The organism is Paraburkholderia phytofirmans, assembly GCF_046028095.1.
Taxonomy (GTDB): Bacteria; Pseudomonadota; Gammaproteobacteria; order Burkholderiales; family Burkholderiaceae; genus Paraburkholderia; species Paraburkholderia phytofirmans_A.
Map to the genome: position 1 here is coordinate 608,057 of NZ_JAQQDJ010000002.1, position 16,572 is coordinate 624,628.

Here is a 16,572-nt window from a genome sequence, read left to right on the forward strand (position 1 = left end):
GCGCTTACTGCGTGGCGGCGTCGATCACGGCCTGCACCGAAGGCGGCATGGCTTGCCCGTTGCCGCTCACGGTCGGTTTGATGACGTCGACACCATGTTGCTTGAGCAGCGCGCGGCCTTTCGTGCTCAACAGGAAGTCGACGAAGCTGCTCGCACCTTCACGATTCGGCGCGTCGCTGAGAATGGTCAGCGTGTAGCTGGCCTTGGCCTGCAATTCGGGCGCGGGGCGGATCGCCGGAATCTTCAGGTCGGACGTTTCGGTGGAATAGAAAAAGCCGGCGTCGAGCTGGCCGGATTGCAGACGGCCCACCAGCGTTTCCTCAGGCAACACCTGTTCGGGGTTTTCCGCGGCGCCGAGCGTTTTCTCGACGAGATCCGGCTGATGGTAGAGCTCAGCCGCCCTGGTCACCATCTCGACGGTGAACGCGCCCTTCGGGTCGAGCTTCGGATCGGTCCGGCCGATGCGGATGCCCGGCTCCTGCAACACCTGATCCCAGCGCTTGCTCCTGAACTGCGGCGCGAATTTGCTCTGCGGGTTGTAGCCGATCATCAACGGCGATTCGGCGAAGTTCACATACCACGTGACGTGATCGCCGTTCGCCGCGCCCGTCAGGCTGTCATTCACCTTGGGGCTCGCGCTGATGAACACGTCGCCGCGACGCAGCTTGCCCTTGATCTCGTTGGCGATCTTGTTCGAGCCCGCCGCGTAGCCGCGGAAATGCTGGCCGGTGGCTTTCTCGAATGCCGGGCCGATGCTGCGCTCCATCAGATTGACGAGCGAGCCGGCGTACAGCACGTTGACCGTGTTGTCCTGCGCGAAGGCGGGCGCGGCCGTCACGATGCCGGTAACGACCGCGACAGGCGCGACGAGAGAAGCGAGCAGCTTGCGAATCATGCGATAACCCCGATGCGTTATTAAGAGCGCTATATTACGACGTCATCGCGTTGTCTTGTGTGACGACGACGTCGTTACGCTTCAGTTGAGTGGGAAGCTGCGCACGTAGCTGGTGCCGCTCGCGCTGGCGGCGCGGTCGATCGCGTAGAGCTTGCTGCGTGGCGTGTCGACGGCTACGCCGCGGGCGTCCTGAAAGTCGTTTGCAAGCACGCTGATCGTGCCGTCCGGCGCGATGCGGCAGAGGCCGGTTGCATTGCATTTGGTGTACAGCTTGCCGCTCGCGTCGACGGCCATCAGGTCCGGGCTGTTGATCTGCACGAACACGCCGCTCGGCGCCACGGGCTGCGATCCGCCGAGCAACGCGCTCAGGCTTGCTTTGACGATGTCGTTGTTGGCCTGGTCCGACACGTAGACCGAGTCGCCCGACACGGCGATGCCGACCGGCTTGCCGAGTCCGTTCAGCAAGTCGCGCTCCACCGCCGTGTGAGCGGCCGGATCGTACGTGATCAGGCTCAGTCCACCTTGCAACGGATTGCTGCCGATCTTGACGAACCACGTCGAGAGCAATCGGTTCGAGCCGATCGAGATCAGGCCAAGGCGCCGGCGCGCCGGATCGGGGCCGCTCAGCGCCGCGATCGCATTGACGCCCGTGATGCTGAACACCGCGCTCGCCGTGCCGAAACCGAAGCGTTCGATCATCAGCGTGGACGCGTCGGCGAAGCTCAATTGGCTCAGGCTGTTCGACTGGCCGGCCACCACCGGCACGCTCGCGTAATGCGCGAAGCTACGGCCGTCGGGCGAGGAGAGCACGCTGTTGGTCTGGTCGTCGGTGATGAAGACGGCGCCGTCCGCGGCGCGTACCGCGATGCCGTTCGGCGACGCGTTAACCGCGTTCTTTTGCGGCGTGGCGGTGACCTCGTCGCCGCCGCAGCCGGCGAGCGCCACGATCAGGCCAAGGGAAATGAAAGCGAGACGCGTGCTGCGTTGCCAGGCGGGTGAGAAGCGCATGTGATCTCCTGAGTGGGCCGCCTGCGCACCGGCTGGACGCCGGCGCGCCCACGCGTGCCGTGATTGTTATGAGTGTGGATGTGGCCGGCCGCTTGGCCGATTCGTCCGATATGTCCGGCGATATAGTGCGTATCGGCGCAGTTTCGTGCGCAAGCCGCCGTCGCAGCGTAATATACACATGGATATAACGTGTGAACAAGCCGCTCAGGCACACATGCTGGAGATAATCGGAAATGGATAGTGTGAATGTGATTAACGCGCCCGCCGTCGACTGCGCGCTCGTCCTGAGCGGACGATTCCAGCGGCCGCTTTCATTCGGCCTCGACGAACTCAAGCGCTACGAAAGCGTGACAGCGACGCCGTTCGATCTGCGTTGCTACACGACCAACCGTTTTATCCGCAGCGTCGAGCCGTACCGCGGCGTGCGCCTGACGACGCTCATCAAGGAAGCCGGCCTGCCGGATAGCGTGCCGGGCGAATTCAAGCGCACGGTGTTCGTCGCGGTGGGGCACGACGGCTATGTCGTGACGTTCTCGTGGCACGAACTCTTCAACACGCTGATCGGCGAGAGCGTGATGGTCGCCTATGAATGCGGCGGCCGCGCGCTCGACGCTGAAGACGGCGCGCCGATTCTGTTTTCCGGTGCGGATATCCTGCCTGCGCCGCGTCATGTCAAACGGCTCGCGCGGATCGAGGCGCATGTGTTGAGACCGTTGGTGTAAGCGGACGCGAGACGCGGCCGGCAGGCGTAACATGATCCGCTGGTCCACGCCGCATTGACGCCCATGTCTGACGATCCGCTTGCACGCGCTACGGGTATTGCCGCATCGGACGCGGGAGCGCCGCTGTGGGCGCTGTCGTTGCCGCGGGATGTGCAAACCTCGGCGCGCATGGCCCACTGGCTGGATGCTGCCGCGAACCCCGCATCGCCCGATACGCAACTCTTCGCCAAACTGATCGCCGAGCGCGACGCGCGCAACGAACTTGCGCTGCTCGGGCTCGAACAAGCGGCGTGGCGCGCGCTGCTGGCGCGGCACTTTGCGCGCGCCACAGTTTCTGTCGCGTCGCCGTTCGCGGTCACTTCAAGCGAACACGCGGAATTCGTCCGCACGCTCCACGCGCTTCTGCTCACGCACGCCAGCGCCACGGTTCATGCGGACGACGCGCAGTGTCTCGCGGCGATCATCGCTCATGCCTGTTTGCGCCCGGATCACCTGTGGCGCGATCTCGGTCTCGCCGGCCGCGACGAAGTCACGTGGATGCTGACGCGCTATTTCCCCACGCTCGTTGCATTGAACACCGCTAACTTGCGGTGGAAGAAATTCCTCGCTGAACAACGCGCGCTGTCATTGGGTTTGCAACCCGGCCCGGCGCCAGGTTGTCCGGGCTGCGAAGACTACGGGCATTGCTTCCCGGATCTTCAACGAGGACCGTGACGGCCATTCGGCCAGGGTGGCAGCGCGAGGCGGTTCGTGTATGCTTTCGCGCATGGCTGACACCCCCAAAACCACATCCGCGCCCGCGGCAAAAAAAGCCGCGAAGACGCGCCCCGAAGTGCGCTTCAGAATGCGCATCCGTAGCGGAGACGCGGTCGCGCTCGGGCCGGGCAAAGTCGAACTGCTCGAAGCCGTGCGCGAATTCGGCTCGATCTCGGCGGCGGCGCGCAGCCTCGATATGTCGTACCGGCGCGCCTGGCTTTTGATCGACGAACTGAACCGCTCGCTCAAGTCGCCTGCCACGCATTCGGAGCAGGGCGGTCAGAGCGGCGGCGGCTGCACGCTCACGCCGGTGGGCGAAACCATCATTCGCCTTTACCGCGACGTCGAAGTCGAAGCGCAGCGCAGTTGCGCGAAACAGATCGCCGAGTTGACCAGGCTAATCCGCTCCTGAGCTGCCAGGTTCCTGAACAGAGCGCGCTCAGCCGTGCCGCAGGCAAAACGCCGAAGGCGGCGGATTGCCGAGTTGCGCGAGATGCTCCGGGTGCAGGCGGGCCATCAATTCGACGAAGCTCGCCACGCTCGCCGTGCGCAGCGGGAAATAACCGATCTGATGGCGCTCGCAGACGCGCTTGAGCGTATTCATCGAATCGTGGTCGATGCAGTCGACCGGAAACACGACGAGATCCGCGCCCGGCAACGCCGCGGCAAGCAGCCCCTTGCGATCTTCCACGCCGCCGTCGTGCACGATGAGTTCGCCGCCCGCGGCTTCCACCAGCCGCTTGAGCGCGGCGTTCGAGCCCGGCCTGCCGCCTACGTACACGATCCGTTTGCTTTGCACGCTGTCGAGACTCGCCCGGCGCGTGCCGGTTCCGCTCGCCGCGTCGGCTGCATCCAACGTCGCGCGTTCGAGGGCGTCGCATTCGCTTTGCACCAGCTTGAGCAGCGTCAGCGTCTGATCGTGGCTCCGGCGTAGCGCGAATGCCGCGTCCTGTTCCTGCAGCGCGCGCTGTTCCGCGGCCTCGCGGCGGATCGTGTGCAAGGCGACGCGCTGATCCGCGTCGGTCAGTTTGTCGCGCAACCGTTGCGCTTCGGCTTCGAGGCCGGCGGCGTCGGCGGGGATCTGGCGGGTTGCCTGCGCCGTGAGCTGGGCGATCTGCTCATTGAGCGCCGCAATCGTCGCGTCGCGTTGCACGCTGAGTTCGTGCAATCGACTCTGCTGACGCTCGATTTTCTCCTTCAGCGCGGCGTTTTCCTCTTCCAGCGCGACGAGGCGGCGAATGTCCGCGCGATTGGCCGCGCCCACCAGATGCGACAGCATGTGCAGTTCGCCGAATGCTTTCTGGCGCACGGGTAGGGTCGCGAACGGATGCGTCATCAACGCCCAATAGGCCGGCGGGATGTCGCCGCTTTTCAGCGCTTCGTCCCAGAGCTTGAGCAGATCGACGTCGTCGGTGGCTTTGTCGAAGCGGCGAATTGCACTCGCATAGTGTTCGTCGAGCAGCTTGTGCAGCGCCTTGGCGGCCGCGCCGCCTTCAATCGCGAGTTCGACCGCCGCGTGATGAATCTCGAGATCGCTCGCGTCGCGGCGGTCGAGTCCTTTGAATTTGGGCACCAACTTGCGCAATTCATGCGTGCTCAGACACGTGCCGATGATCGAGCAATGCAGATGACTGTCGAGTTCGGCGAGACGCGCGCGCCGTTTGGTATTCGAGAACGATACTTTGGCGGGCGCGCAGCACGCGTCGGCGGCGTGCATGCCGGCGCCGGCGAACTCGTCGCCGGACAGTTTCAGACGCGTGGGCTGGGCGAGGCGAAACGGGGGCGTGTGCATGGGAATCTCGAATCCGGTTCGGTGTCAGGCGGGTTGAACGCGCCCGTTAAGCGCATGGCGCACGTTCGCCGCGCGAGCGCAGTCGTCGACATATTCGGAAAGATATAACGAAGGACGAAAGAGAACGTTCATCTGCGGTTGTCGCGAATCAGTCGGTGAACGCGGCGAGGGTGGATTCGGCGACGCGCGCTTTGCGCCGGGGCGCCGTGCCGTCCGCCGGGCTTCGACCAGTGGCGACCCGCTGGCCGGCCGCGGGGCTCGTCTCGCTCGCCGCGCGTGCGTGCTGTTCGAGCACATGCCCGACGCACAGGCCCACGAAAGCGGCGTCGAGCCGTTCGAGTTCGGCGACCACCTTGCGCAGAGCAGTCAGGTCATTGCTGAACGTGTCGGAAAAGATCGCGTCGCGCAGTTGTTCGGCGGAGCGCGCTTCTTCGATCGCCGCTTTCAGGTCGCGCAGACGCGAGAGCGCCGCGGCTCTCGCGCGCTCGGCAAGTATCGACAGCAACTGGTTCAGCGAATGCGAGCCGGACGTGCCGACCGAGGCGAAATTCAACTGGTCGTCGGTGAGCATCAGCACGAAACGCTGCACGCTGCCGTAGAGACGCCGGTAGGCGTCGACGACATCGCGGATCGATTCGGCGCGGCCGCGCTCGGACGCCGACTTCACCGCGACGATGGTCGACGAAAGCTCGTTCGGCAAGCGCCCGGGGCGTCCTGCCGGGGCGGATGAAATGGGTCGACTGCGCACCGCTACTGGCTCCTGCTGGCTTGTTTGACCTCATCGCGCGTGGCTCACGAACGCGCCGAAAGACGCGCAGCCAGACACCACGAAGCCTACCGTGATATTCGGCAGGATATAACGAAACGCGTGCCGCGTGTTAAACAGAAGCCGTTTCCCGGCCCGTTGCGCCGCTGTCAGACCGTTGTCACTTGCGCCGCGCGAAGTCGAGAAACGCCTTGACGGCCGGGGCACGCTCGTACTTGCGGAAGGCAATCGCGATCTCCGACGCGATGGATGGCCCGGCGATATCGCGGTACACCACACCCGGCAACGCGATGCAGTCAGCCAGCGTATGCGGCACGACGGCGACGTAGCCGCCCAGCGACACGCAGGCCAGCACCGAGGCGAGCGTGCCGGGGCGCGGTCCGAGGCGCGCGGAGAAGCGTCCGCGGCGCGCGACTTCGAAGGTGCCGGCTTCCTGTTCCGGCAGCACGAAGCACTGGTCGCGCAGTTGCGCCGGTTTGATGCTCGCCGAGGCCGCCAGCGCGGAATCGGCCGGCAGCGCGAGCACGAACTGGTCGCGATGCACGGTCGTGGCCTGAATGCCGTCAGCGAGCAGCATGGGCGGGCGCACGTAGGCGGCGTCGAGCAGGCCGTCGCGCAGCATGGCGGCAATGTTGTCCATGGGCACCTCGCGGATCGAGATATCGACGCCCGGATGCGTGCCGCGAAATCCGCCGACGTCGCGCTGCAATACGCCCGCATACGCCGCCGACGCCACATAGCCGACTTCGACGCGCCCGAGCTCGCCACGCTCGGCCAGCACCGCGCGCTCCTCGCCGCGCGCGAGGTGATCGAGCGCAACCAGCGCCTCGGCGAGATAGGCGCTGCCCGCCGCGCTCAGCGTGACCGAGCGCTTGGTGCGATGAAAGAGCCGCACGCCGAGCAGCCGTTCCGCTTCCTGGATCAGCTTGGTCAGCGACGGCGCGGCGATCCCGAGTTCGTCCGCGGCGCGCGAGAAATGAAGCTGTTTCGCGACGCAAACGAAGGCGTGGATGTGACGGAGTTCGAGTTGTCGCATGATTTTCTGTATTGCAATTCAGGTTAATTATTTTGTGATTTTATGCCAATGACAGGCAATACACGGATCGCTACGATGAGGTGACTTCGACCCACCGCTATCTCACCGCCATTTGCCTCGCTATGCCGCCTCCTTCCCCAAATCAGCGCCCAACACCCGTCAATCCCGCATTCGTGCTGGCCACCGCCTCGGCCACTTGCGCGCTGATCGTGCTGGACACCAATGTCGTAGCGGTCTCGCTGCCGTCGATCGCGCGCTCGTTCCACGCGAGTTTCGCCGACGTCGAATGGGTCGTCAGCGCGTACATGGTCGCGTTCGCGTCGTGCCTGCTGCCCGCGGGCGGTCTCGCCGACCGCGTCGGCCGCAAGAAAATGCTGCTGCTCGGGCTCGCAGTGTTCTTTCTGGCGTCGCTCGGTTGCGGCGCGGCGCCCACGGCGACGGCGCTGAACATCGCGCGGGCGGTCAAGGGCGTCGGCGCCGCGATGCTGCTCACCGCCGCGCTCGCCGTGATCGCGAACACGTTTCACGAAGGCCCCGCCCGTGTGCGCGCGTGGGCCGTATGGGGCACCTGCATGGGCCTCGCGACCACGGTGGCGCCGCTGGTCGGCGGCGTCATCACGCAATGGTTCGGCTGGCGCTGGATCTTTCTGCTGAATCTGCCGGTGTGCGCGGTGCTCGCGTGGTGCGCGTCGCGCGCGATCGTCGAGTCGCGCAATCCGAAAGCCGGTCCGCTCGATCTCGCCGGCAGCGTGTTGTTCGGCAGCGCCCTCGCGCTCGGCATCTGGGCGTTGATCGAAGTGCCGGCCGACGGCCTCGCGGGCTGGCCGACCGTCGCGCGGCTCATGGCCTGTGTGCTGCTGTTCGCCGCCTTCGTTCAGGTGCAACGAGTACGGGCACATGCGATGGTCGATCTCGCGCTGTTCCGGCAACCGCGCTTTGTCGCCGCCGTGCTCGCCATGTTCGGCTACGCCGCCTGCGCGCAAGTGATGATGACGTTCCTGCCGTTGTATCTGCAGAACGCGTTCGGTTTGTCCGCGGTGGCGGCGGGCGTCGGTATGTTGCCGTTCGCGCTGTCGATGGTGGTCGGACCGTACATCGGCGCCGCGCTCGGCAGGCGTGTGTCGGGCATGGCGGTGCTGTCGGCGGGCCTGGTGCTGATCGCCATCGGCAATCTGCTGACGGCGTTGGTTGCGGGCGACGAACGCTATGCGCTGGTCGCGTTCGGCATGATCGTGACGGGGCTCGGCGCCGGGATTCTGAACGGCGACACGCAGAAGGCGATCATGGCCTGCGTGCCGCCGGATCGGACCGGCATGGCCTCCGGCATCAGCACGACGACGCGCTTCACTGCTATCGTCACGTCGGTGGGGGTGCTCGGCGCGGTGCTCGCGGCGCGCACGCACACGGCATTTCTCGCGGCGACGCCGCTCACACCCGAGGTGAAAACCGCGCTCGATGCCGGCTTCATGTCGCGTGTGCTGGCCGGCGATACGGCGCAGGCCACGACTGGTTTGCCGGCCGCGGTCCGAACCACGCTGATGTCGGCCGCGCACGCGAGCTTTGCGAGTGGTTTTGCCGCCGCGCTCGGTCTGGCCGCGCTCATTGCGGTGTCGATTGCGGCGGGCGTGTGGTTGCTGGCCGGCCGAAGCGAGGCCGCGCGGATGCGTAGCTCGGCCTCGAACGGATAGGTGCGCCGCGTCGCCCGTTGGGCCCGGTTTTCCGATATCGTGTGCGGCGTGCCCGCCGTCGAATGATCGCCGGGCGCTTTTCCGGATCGACTTCAAAAACGGCCGACGCACCGCATCAAAACAATGAGCCATCCCAACGCCAACACCAACACCGAACTGATCCGACGTTTCTACACAGCGTTCCAGCAACGCGACGCCGAAACCATGGTGGCCTGTTACGCGGACGACGTCGTCTTCAGCGACCCCGCGTTCGGCGAGCTGCGCGGCGAGGAAGCGCGCGATATGTGGCGCATGCTGGTGGCGCGCGCGCAGGATTTCTCGCTGACGTTCGAGGGCGTCGAAGCGGACGACCGCAGCGGCCGCGCCCGCTGGGTTGCAAGTTATCTCTTCAGCCAGACAGGGCGCGCGGTGGTCAATCGCATCGACGCCCGTTTCGTGTTTCGCGACGGCCGCATCGTCGAACATCGCGACAGCTTCGATTTGTGGAGCTGGACGCGCCAGGCGCTGGGCCTCAAGGGGACGCTGCTCGGCTGGTCGCCGCTCGTGCAGCGCGCTATCCGGGCGCAGGCGAGAAAGGGCCTCGAACTCTACCGGCGCCGTCAACAGCGCACTTGAGCAGCGTGTCGCGCAGTCAGGCCTATGACCGCCTGCTTGCTATCATTCAGCCACGTGATGCTGAATTTCTTCAAGCGGACGAATGAGGAATGCTATGCCAGTAGTGGATGCCGCATGGGAAGAGTGGCTGAGCAGCAACGTGGCGCGCGGCTGCAGTCCCGATTCGATGGTGGACGCGATGGTGCAGGCCGGTTTTGCCACCGACGCCGCGCGCGCGGCCGTGCACAAGACCTTCGGGCAAGACCCGGCTAAACTCGCGAATCCGGCCTTTGCCGCAGCGGCCGCGACCGAGGCGGCCCTCGCCAAAGCCGCGCCACGAACATATGACTACGACGATCCGCCCGTCGCGCGCGGCAATCTGATCCGCGCGCACGATCGCGACGTGCGGGTGCTGATGCGCTGCGAGCGTCCTCAGGTGATCGTGTTCGGCGACGTGTTGTCGCCGGACGAATGTGCCGAGATGATCGAGCGCTCGCGTCATCGGTTGAAGCGCTCCACCACGGTCAATCCCGATACCGGCAAGGAAGACGTGATCCGCAATCGCACCAGCGAAGGCATCTGGTATCAGCGCGGCGAAGACGCGTTCATCGAACGGATGGATCGGCGCATTTCGAGCCTGATGAACTGGCCGGTCGAAAACGGCGAAGGGCTGCAGATTCTGCACTACGGCACGACCGGCGAATACCGCCCGCATTTCGACTACTTCCCGCCCGATCAACCCGGCAGCGCGGTGCATACCGCGCAGGGCGGCCAGCGCGTCGCCACGCTGGTGATCTATCTGAACGACGTGCCGGACGGCGGCGAAACCATCTTCCCCGAAGCGGGCATTTCGGTCGCGGCAAGACAGGGCGGGGCGGTGTATTTCCGCTATATGAACGGTCAGCGCCAACTCGATCCACTGACCTTGCATGGCGGCGCGCCGGTGCTCGGCGGCGACAAATGGATCATGACGAAGTGGATGCGCGAACGCGCCTACGGCTGACGCACACCGACTTCAGATGCTATTCAGCCGGCTGGCCGGCGGTGGCAGTCGCGTTGCCCGGCGAGCCGGCGAATAGCTGCTTGAACGCGCCGCGCCCGCTTACGTAACCCATCCGCATGATCATCAGGCCGATCGCCGCACCGGCGATGTGATCCAGCATCGGCATGCCGGCCAGACTGCCGGCGAGGCCCAACGTCGCCACCAGCGCCGACACCGCATCGACGCGCGCGTGCCACGCGCTGGCCAGCAGAATCGCCGAGCCGGTGCGGGCGCCTTCGGCGCGCATATAGCGAAACAGGGCTTCTTTGGCGAGCATCACGAAGCCACTGACGGCCAGCGCACCGATATGCATCGCGGTGCCGCCGCTCAGTGTCGAGGTCTGCGCGACGCTGGTCCAGAGCATTTCGGCGGCGGTGATCATCAGGATGGCGGCGATGAACAGCGCGGCCAGCGCCTGTTCGATGCCGGTCTCAGCGCTGGTTTCGGCAGCGCGCGGGTGTCTTGTGGTGAGGTAAAGCACGATCAGCACGACGCCGTCGGCGGCGAGGTCGCTCAAGGTATGGACGCCGTCGGCAAAGAGCCCGTCCGAATGCGCTATCAGGCCGATGGCGATCTGCATTGCCGAAAGGAACGCATTGAGCAGCGCGCTGGCGGAGGCGGCCTTAAACAAGGCGGCCGCCGTCGACGGAATCGCTGCGGGGCGCGCGCGCGGAATGCTGTGGCATGGGCTGGGGACGGTTTTTGCTGTTGTGCGGTTTCTGTTCCCGCAGCAAATTAACCGTCCAACGTGGCACGCCGATGACAGCGTCGCGAGGGTTCGCGGCGCCAGCGCGCCGTGGCCTGCCCTTGCGATTCGCTATCAGGTCTTTTTGTCCGGAAGTGCCACATGCCTGACGCGAGTTTGTGCTCGCCCTTGGTCGCTATTGTTGTACTTCGCGTGCGCCGCGCTCAAGTCGTTTTATAGACGTCAGGGTTGTGCACCTGCATGAAGAGCTCCGGATTCGTGAGCCCCTTGAAACCATGCGACGCATATACGTGGTGCGCATCGGTCGTCGCCAGCATGATTCTGCGCAGGCCCTGCAGCGAGCGGCTCGCGAAAACGTGCTTCATTAAAGCGGACGCGTATCCGTTGCCGCGATACGCCGGCAGCACGAACACGTCGCACAGGTACGCGAAAGTCGCCTCGTCAGTGATCACACGCGCGAACGCGATCTGCGTGCCTTCGATATACCCGCCGAAACACAGCGAACCCGCGACCGCCCGCTCGAACGTCTCGCGTGGCATGCCCTTGGCCCACGGCGTTTCTTGCGACAGGAACGTGTAGACCATCTCGATGTCGAGATCGGCCTTGTCATGCGAAATCGTTAGCTCTCGTGCTTGCACCGCGTATCTCCGCCCGTGTTATCAGCGTGCTTCGCCGTCAACCCTTCGCCGGATCTTCGCTGCCGCGCGAACCGCCGCCGATGCTCTGGCCGGCATCGCGTGCGAGACCCATGTAGCCGATCACGGATGCCAGCGTCACTACGCCCGCGAACAGAAACGCGAGACGGAAATCGTCGAGCGTGAACACGCGGCCCGTGACCTCGCCGTTGAAGAACGCCGCCGCGCGCAGCGACACCGCGCCGAACGCGATGCCGAGGCCGATCGTCATCTGCGCGGCCGCGCTCCATAGCGTGCTGGCCGCGCTCATCTGCGGTTGCGCGACGTCGGCATAGGCGAGCGTGGCGAGGGTCGAAAATTGCATCGAACGCGCCACGCCGTAGATGAACACGACGAACAGCACCAGCGCGAGCGGCACGTTCGGGCTCAGCAAGCCGCACGCGATGATGAACACGCCGGCCACCGTCACATCGACGATCGACACCATGCGAAAACCGTAACGCTGCAGGATGCGTGTGGTCAGCGCCTTCATGCCGAGGTTGCCGAGCGCGCTCGCGAGCAGCAACAGCCCCGACCTGAACGCCGACAAGCCGAAGCCCACCTGGAACAGCAGCGGCATCAGATAAGGCACCGCGCCGATGCCGATGCGCGTGAACGAGCCCGTCACCACCGTCACGGAAAAAGTGGGGATTTTCAACGTCGAGACGTCGATGAGCGGATGCGGATGACGCTTCGCATGCTGAAACGCCACCACGCCCGCAAGCAAACCGCCGAGGATGATCGCCCCGGCGATCCACGGATTCTCGCCGGGCTGGCTTGCCAGCTCCGCGCCGTAGAGAATCGCCGTCAACGCCGCGCCGCTCAGCAGCAGGCCGACCACGTCGAGCGGCTTGCGTTCGGTGCCGCGCAGGTTCGGCACCAGCGCGAGCGCAACGGCCATGGCCGCGAGGCCGAATGGCACGTTGAGCAGAAAGATCCAGCGCCACGACGCGTAAGTCGTGATGAAGCCGCCGATCGGCGGCCCGACCACCGGCGCGGCAATCGCCGGCCACGTGATGGTCGAGATCGCCTGCATCATGCGGCTTTTTTCGGTGCTGCGGACCACGATCAGCCGGCCCACCGGCACCATCATCGCGCCGCCTATGCCTTGCAGCAAACGGGCGGCGGTGAACTCGACGACGTTCTGCGACAGGCCGCACAGCACGGAAGCCACGGTGAACACGCCGATCGCGCTGAAGAACACCGTGCGCGAGCCGCAGCGGTCGGCGACCCAGCCGCTCGCGGGGATGAAGATCGCCAGCGCCAGCATGTAGGCCGTCATGCCGAGACTGAGGCTGTTGGGGCCGACGCCGAACGAGTGCGCCATCTGCGGCAACGCGGTGGCGATCACCGTGGTGTCGAGGTATTCCATGAAGAAGGTGGCCGCGACGATATACGGCAGCCAGCCGACGTGCGCGTTGCGTGTCTCGGTGCCGCTCATTGCGCGGCTCCCGTCGCGCTGCTTGCGGTGTCGTGCGAGCGCGTTCCAGCGCCGATGCTGTGCCGGCGCCTGGCGCGCGATGGTTGGGCCTTCATGTTCTTGCGACTACCTTTTGAAAACGTGTTTCCGGCATCCGGACGAGGCGGACGAGCGACGGGATCGTGGCCGCGGTTGGGGCGAATCGGCGCAGCCATCGAGGATGGCGTGCCGATGATGGCCAAACGACTGCTAGCCCTAAATCCTAACGCAATAAGTGGCGCCATATCGGTGACGACGGCAGGTGGGGTAGGTGGAGCGTCCGCGGGGGTGGACGCTCCACCGGGCCGCTAAACCACCTACCCAAAACACAGTTTCCCTCCACCGCTCACTCTTTAGCGGCGTACTCCCGATCCAGCTTGTCATACAGCGGCTTGTTGACCAGCCGCTGGCGTTCGCTGAACGGCGCGACGAGCGTGGCATCTTCATCGAGACGACCATTGCTCTTGAGCGTGCCGAGCGCGCGCTGCATGCCGAGCACCGCGCCTTGCAGCGCCGCATTCGCATACAGCACGATGCCGTAGCCGAGCTTGGCGAGCGCCTCGCGCGATTGCACCGGCGTCTTGCCGCCGATCACGATATTGATCAGCTGCGGCTTGTCGAACAGGCCCGGCAAACGTTCGATGTCGGCCAGCGATTCGGTCGCCTCGATGAACAGAATGTCGGCGCCGGCTTCGATGAAGCGATGGCCGCGCTCGATCGCGTCCTCGATGCCGTGAACCGCGGCCGCGTCGGTGCGCGCCATGATCTGCAGATTGCCGTCTTCGCGGGCATCGACGGCCGCGCGGATCTTGCCGACCATCTCGCTCGCGCTCACCACTTCCTTGCCGGAAAAGTGGCCGCATTTCTTCGGCATGATCTGGTCTTCGAACTGGATCACGTCGGCGCCGCTGCGCTCCAGCACGCGCACCGTCTGGCGCACGTTCAGCGCATTGCCGAAGCCGGTGTCGGCGTCGACGATCAGCGGCAGCGCGACCGCGTCGCGAATCCGCGCCGTATGTTCGGCGACTTCGGCAAGGCCGATGAAGCCGAGGTCGGGCAGACCGAGCGACATATTGGTGACGCCCGCGCCCGTGATGTAGATCGCCTCGAAGCCCGCGTCCTCGATCACGCGGGCGCTCATCGCATTGAAGGCGCCGGGCACGAGCAGGCCCTGGCGTTCGTTGACTTTGGCGCGGAAGGCTGCGCGGCGGGTGACGGATGTGGTCATGACGGTGTGTCTCCTTTCAGGAAAGTCGGATAAATAGCGCGAGCGAGAGTTTGCAGGAAGCGTGCCATTTTGCGAGCTCGGCGGTTTGTCCCAGACAATCAGCAAGTTAGCTAGCAAACGGCGGCGCGGCGTTCCGTGGCACAATGGGAAGACCGTTCCATGAAACGTTTCGTGGAACGTTTCAACGTAAACCGGAGCGTTGCGTGTCCACTTTCACGTCGTCCTTTGCGAATCCCGATCCAGGCCGCCCAGGCATTGCATTGGTGAGTATCAGCCGGTTGCAGTCACTTTGCGAGACCGTCGCACCGCGCTACGCCGGGCGCGCGAAAATCTTCTCGGTCCGGGAAGGCTACGGCGCGGCTGTCGCCGCCTTGCAGGCTTACGTGGACGCAGGTTCGGTCGACGTCGTGCTGGCCGCCGGTTCGAACGGCGCTTACCTGCGCGACAACCTGAACGTGCCGGTCGTGATGGTGAAGGTGAACGGCTTCGACGTGCTGAGCGCGATTACCCGCGCCACGACCACGTGGCCCAACGCGCAGATCGGCCTCGTGCTGCACGAAGCGATCTCGCACGAACTGGCCGACCTGAGCGCGTGGCTGAAAGTCAGCCTGAAACAGCGCGCCTACCGTTCGATCGACGAAGTGCGGCTCGCGGTCGACAGCCTCGCCGCCGAAGGCTGCAGCGTCATCATCGGCCCCGGCATGGCTTGCGACTTCGCCCAGCAGGCCGGCCTCGCGAGCGTTTTCCTGTACTCGCTCGGCGCGGTCGAAGAAGCGTTCGAGCGCTCGGTCGAACTGGCGCGCGTGAGCCGCCAGAAGGAATCGAAGCGCGTGCGCCTGAACACGATCGTGGCGCACCTGCGCGACGGCGTCGCCGCTTTTGACGACGCCGGCCAGGTCGAAGCCGTCAATCCCGCCATGCTCGACTTGCTCGGCCTGGATCGCGAGCAGGACGTGTCGGCGCAAGTCGAGCGCGCTGTCGGGCCGTTGCTGCGTGAGACCGTCGAGCACGACCTGCCGATCGAGGAGCGTGTCGAGCAGATCGGAGGGCGTGCGCTGATCGTCAATTGCGTGCCGATCGTGGAGCAGGGCGTGCGCTCCGGCTCGGTGATCACGTTGCAGGACGCGCTGGTCGCGCAGCGGATCGACCGCTCGCTGCGCACCAGCCAGCGGCCGAAGCATCTGGTCGCGCGGCATCAACTGGACGATCTGGTCGGCAACTCGGCGGCGCTCGAGCGCGTGCGGCGGCTGGCGCGCGCGGGCGCCGCGCACGACGCCACCGTGCTCCTGAGCGGGGAAAGCGGAACCGGCAAAGAACTGGTCGCCCAAGGCATCCACAATGCGAGCCGGCGGCGCGGCAATCCGTTCGTCGCGTTCAATTGCGCGGCGTTGCCCGAAGGGCTGATCGAAAGCGAACTGTTCGGCCACGAGGAAGGCGCATTCACGGGCGCGCGGCGCGGCGGCAAGCCGGGGCTGTTCGAAATCGCCCACACGGGGACGATTTTCCTCGACGAAATCGGCGAGATGCCGGCGGCGCTGCAAAGTCGCCTGCTGCGGGTTCTGCAGGAGCGCGAGGTGATGAAGCTCGGCTCAGGGCGCGCCACGCCGGTCGACGTGCGGGTGATCGCCGCCACGCACCGCGATCTGCACGCGCTGGTCGAGCAGGGCGCGTTTCGAGCGGATTTGTATTTTCGACTGAATCTGCTTCAGCTAAAATTGCCGCCGCTGCGCGAACGGCGTGACGATGTGCCGCAACTGGCGCGTTACCTGTTGAGCCGCAGTGCGCTCCAATTTGGCTTGTCGGAAGGCGCGTTCGAGCGGGTGCTGGCGTTTCTCGCGCCCCTGTTCGAGCACTACGCGTGGCCCGGCAACGTGAGGGAGCTGGAAAATCTGCTGACGCGCGCCGCGATCTATTGCGGCGATGCAGCAGGCGACGCCGGTCAGGATTGGCAGGCGATGTTTCCGGAATTCGGGCGCACGAAGGCGGCGGCCGTGAAGGCGAACGTACACGGCATGAGCCGGACAAAAAACGGCGCAAACGGCGTGAATGCCGCCGCTGAGCCCGCCCCGGGCCGCATCAGCCCGACCCGCGAGGACGTGCTTCACGCCCTCCAACGGGCCGGCGGCAACCGCGCTGCGGCGAGCCGGGCGCTGGGCATTGGCCGTACTACCCTCTGGCGGCTGCTGAAAGACTGAGCCACAGCGCG

The 16,572-nt window shown here is 65.5% G+C and carries 16 protein-coding genes; 7 read left to right on the plus strand and 9 right to left on the minus strand.

Features of this window, described 5'->3' with window-relative positions:
- Window positions 1-4: 4 nt before the first annotated feature.
- Window positions 5-895, minus strand: coding sequence for an extracellular solute-binding protein (locus PQR54_RS07225; RefSeq protein WP_408244709.1), 891 nt, complete (start codon window positions 893-895; stop codon window positions 5-7).
- A gap of 81 nt (window positions 896-976) precedes the next feature.
- The gene (locus tag PQR54_RS07230; protein ID WP_408244710.1) at window positions 977-1,903 is read right to left on the minus strand and encodes a hypothetical protein; all 927 of its coding nucleotides are present in this window, start codon (window positions 1,901-1,903) and stop codon (window positions 977-979) included.
- A 233-nt stretch (window positions 1,904-2,136) separates the two neighbouring features.
- On the opposite strand from PQR54_RS07230, the gene PQR54_RS07235 reads away from it, so the two are divergent.
- The 3 genes from PQR54_RS07235 to PQR54_RS07245 all read left to right on the plus strand — a co-directional run bounded on the left by PQR54_RS07235 (window position 2,137) and on the right by PQR54_RS07245 (window position 3,793).
- A complete protein-coding gene (locus PQR54_RS07235) occupies window positions 2,137-2,625 on the plus strand; it encodes a molybdopterin-dependent oxidoreductase (RefSeq protein ID WP_408244711.1) in 489 nt (162 codons plus the stop codon).
- 168 nt (window positions 2,626-2,793) lie between these two features.
- Complete coding sequence (locus PQR54_RS07240; RefSeq protein ID WP_408245006.1) at window positions 2,794-3,339, plus strand: nitrogen fixation protein NifQ; 546 nt, start codon at window positions 2,794-2,796, stop codon at window positions 3,337-3,339.
- 52 nt (window positions 3,340-3,391) lie between these two features.
- The gene (locus PQR54_RS07245) at window positions 3,392-3,793 is read left to right on the plus strand and encodes a winged helix-turn-helix domain-containing protein (protein ID WP_408244712.1); all 402 of its coding nucleotides are present in this window, start codon (window positions 3,392-3,394) and stop codon (window positions 3,791-3,793) included.
- 27 nt (window positions 3,794-3,820) lie between these two features.
- Here the strand turns inward: PQR54_RS07245 and PQR54_RS07250 are convergent, their stop codons facing one another.
- The 3 genes from PQR54_RS07250 to PQR54_RS07260 all read right to left on the minus strand — a co-directional run bounded on the left by PQR54_RS07250 (window position 3,821) and on the right by PQR54_RS07260 (window position 6,975).
- Window positions 3,821-5,173, minus strand: coding sequence for a DUF2325 domain-containing protein (locus PQR54_RS07250; RefSeq protein ID WP_408244713.1), 1,353 nt, complete (start codon window positions 5,171-5,173; stop codon window positions 3,821-3,823).
- 148 nt (window positions 5,174-5,321) lie between these two features.
- Complete coding sequence (locus PQR54_RS07255) at window positions 5,322-5,873, minus strand: hypothetical protein (protein ID WP_408244714.1); 552 nt, start codon at window positions 5,871-5,873, stop codon at window positions 5,322-5,324.
- A 226-nt stretch (window positions 5,874-6,099) separates the two neighbouring features.
- Window positions 6,100-6,975, minus strand: a complete 876-nt coding sequence (locus PQR54_RS07260) for a LysR family transcriptional regulator (RefSeq protein WP_408244715.1) — start codon at window positions 6,973-6,975, stop codon at window positions 6,100-6,102.
- A gap of 122 nt (window positions 6,976-7,097) precedes the next feature.
- On the opposite strand from PQR54_RS07260, the gene PQR54_RS07265 reads away from it, so the two are divergent.
- The 3 genes from PQR54_RS07265 (at window position 7,098) to PQR54_RS07275 (ending at window position 10,260) form a co-directional block, all read left to right on the plus strand.
- Window positions 7,098-8,663, plus strand: coding sequence for an MFS transporter (locus PQR54_RS07265; protein ID WP_408245007.1), 1,566 nt, complete (start codon window positions 7,098-7,100; stop codon window positions 8,661-8,663).
- A gap of 123 nt (window positions 8,664-8,786) precedes the next feature.
- Window positions 8,787-9,278, plus strand: a complete 492-nt coding sequence (locus tag PQR54_RS07270) for a nuclear transport factor 2 family protein (RefSeq protein WP_408244716.1) — start codon at window positions 8,787-8,789, stop codon at window positions 9,276-9,278.
- A gap of 94 nt (window positions 9,279-9,372) precedes the next feature.
- Window positions 9,373-10,260 (plus strand): 2OG-Fe(II) oxygenase, encoded by an 888-nt coding sequence (locus tag PQR54_RS07275; RefSeq protein ID WP_408244717.1) that lies wholly within the window; start codon window positions 9,373-9,375, stop codon window positions 10,258-10,260.
- A gap of 19 nt (window positions 10,261-10,279) precedes the next feature.
- On the opposite strand, the gene PQR54_RS07280 is transcribed toward PQR54_RS07275, so the two are convergent.
- From PQR54_RS07280 to PQR54_RS07295, 4 genes are all read right to left on the minus strand, one after another.
- Window positions 10,280-10,930 carry a cation diffusion facilitator family transporter gene (locus PQR54_RS07280; protein WP_408244718.1) on the minus strand — a complete coding sequence of 217 codons (651 nt, stop codon included), beginning with the start codon at window positions 10,928-10,930 and terminating at the stop codon, window positions 10,280-10,282.
- A gap of 278 nt (window positions 10,931-11,208) precedes the next feature.
- Window positions 11,209-11,643, minus strand: a complete 435-nt coding sequence (locus tag PQR54_RS07285) for a GNAT family N-acetyltransferase (protein WP_408244719.1) — start codon at window positions 11,641-11,643, stop codon at window positions 11,209-11,211.
- A 37-nt stretch (window positions 11,644-11,680) separates the two neighbouring features.
- Complete coding sequence (locus PQR54_RS07290) at window positions 11,681-13,120, minus strand: MFS transporter (protein WP_408244720.1); 1,440 nt, start codon at window positions 13,118-13,120, stop codon at window positions 11,681-11,683.
- Window positions 13,121-13,484: 364 nt separating this feature from the next.
- Window positions 13,485-14,366 (minus strand): isocitrate lyase/PEP mutase family protein, encoded by an 882-nt coding sequence (locus PQR54_RS07295; protein WP_408244721.1) that lies wholly within the window; start codon window positions 14,364-14,366, stop codon window positions 13,485-13,487.
- 203 nt (window positions 14,367-14,569) lie between these two features.
- On the opposite strand from PQR54_RS07295, the gene prpR reads away from it, so the two are divergent.
- Entirely contained in the window at window positions 14,570-16,561 is a 1,992-nt protein-coding gene (gene prpR / locus PQR54_RS07300) for a propionate catabolism operon regulatory protein PrpR (protein ID WP_408244722.1), read from the plus strand.
- Window positions 16,562-16,572: the final 11 nt, after the last annotated feature.

Coding starts and splice junctions, on each gene's coding strand:
- PQR54_RS07225 (WP_408244709.1), bottom strand. CDS start 895: ATGATTCGCAAGCTGCTCGCTTCTCTCGTCGCGCCTGTCGCGGTCGTT.
- PQR54_RS07230 (WP_408244710.1), bottom strand. CDS start 1,903: ATGCGCTTCTCACCCGCCTGGCAACGCAGCACGCGTCTCGCTTTCATT.
- PQR54_RS07235 (WP_408244711.1), top strand. CDS start 2,137: ATGGATAGTGTGAATGTGATTAACGCGCCCGCCGTCGACTGCGCGCTC.
- PQR54_RS07240 (WP_408245006.1), top strand. CDS start 2,794: ATGGCCCACTGGCTGGATGCTGCCGCGAACCCCGCATCGCCCGATACG.
- PQR54_RS07245 (WP_408244712.1), top strand. CDS start 3,392: ATGGCTGACACCCCCAAAACCACATCCGCGCCCGCGGCAAAAAAAGCC.
- PQR54_RS07250 (WP_408244713.1), bottom strand. CDS start 5,173: ATGCACACGCCCCCGTTTCGCCTCGCCCAGCCCACGCGTCTGAAACTG.
- PQR54_RS07260 (WP_408244715.1), bottom strand. CDS start 6,975: ATGCGACAACTCGAACTCCGTCACATCCACGCCTTCGTTTGCGTCGCG.
- PQR54_RS07265 (WP_408245007.1), top strand. CDS start 7,098: ATGCCGCCTCCTTCCCCAAATCAGCGCCCAACACCCGTCAATCCCGCA.
- PQR54_RS07270 (WP_408244716.1), top strand. CDS start 8,787: ATGAGCCATCCCAACGCCAACACCAACACCGAACTGATCCGACGTTTC.
- PQR54_RS07275 (WP_408244717.1), top strand. CDS start 9,373: ATGCCAGTAGTGGATGCCGCATGGGAAGAGTGGCTGAGCAGCAACGTG.
- PQR54_RS07290 (WP_408244720.1), bottom strand. CDS start 13,120: ATGAGCGGCACCGAGACACGCAACGCGCACGTCGGCTGGCTGCCGTAT.
- PQR54_RS07295 (WP_408244721.1), bottom strand. CDS start 14,366: ATGACCACATCCGTCACCCGCCGCGCAGCCTTCCGCGCCAAAGTCAAC.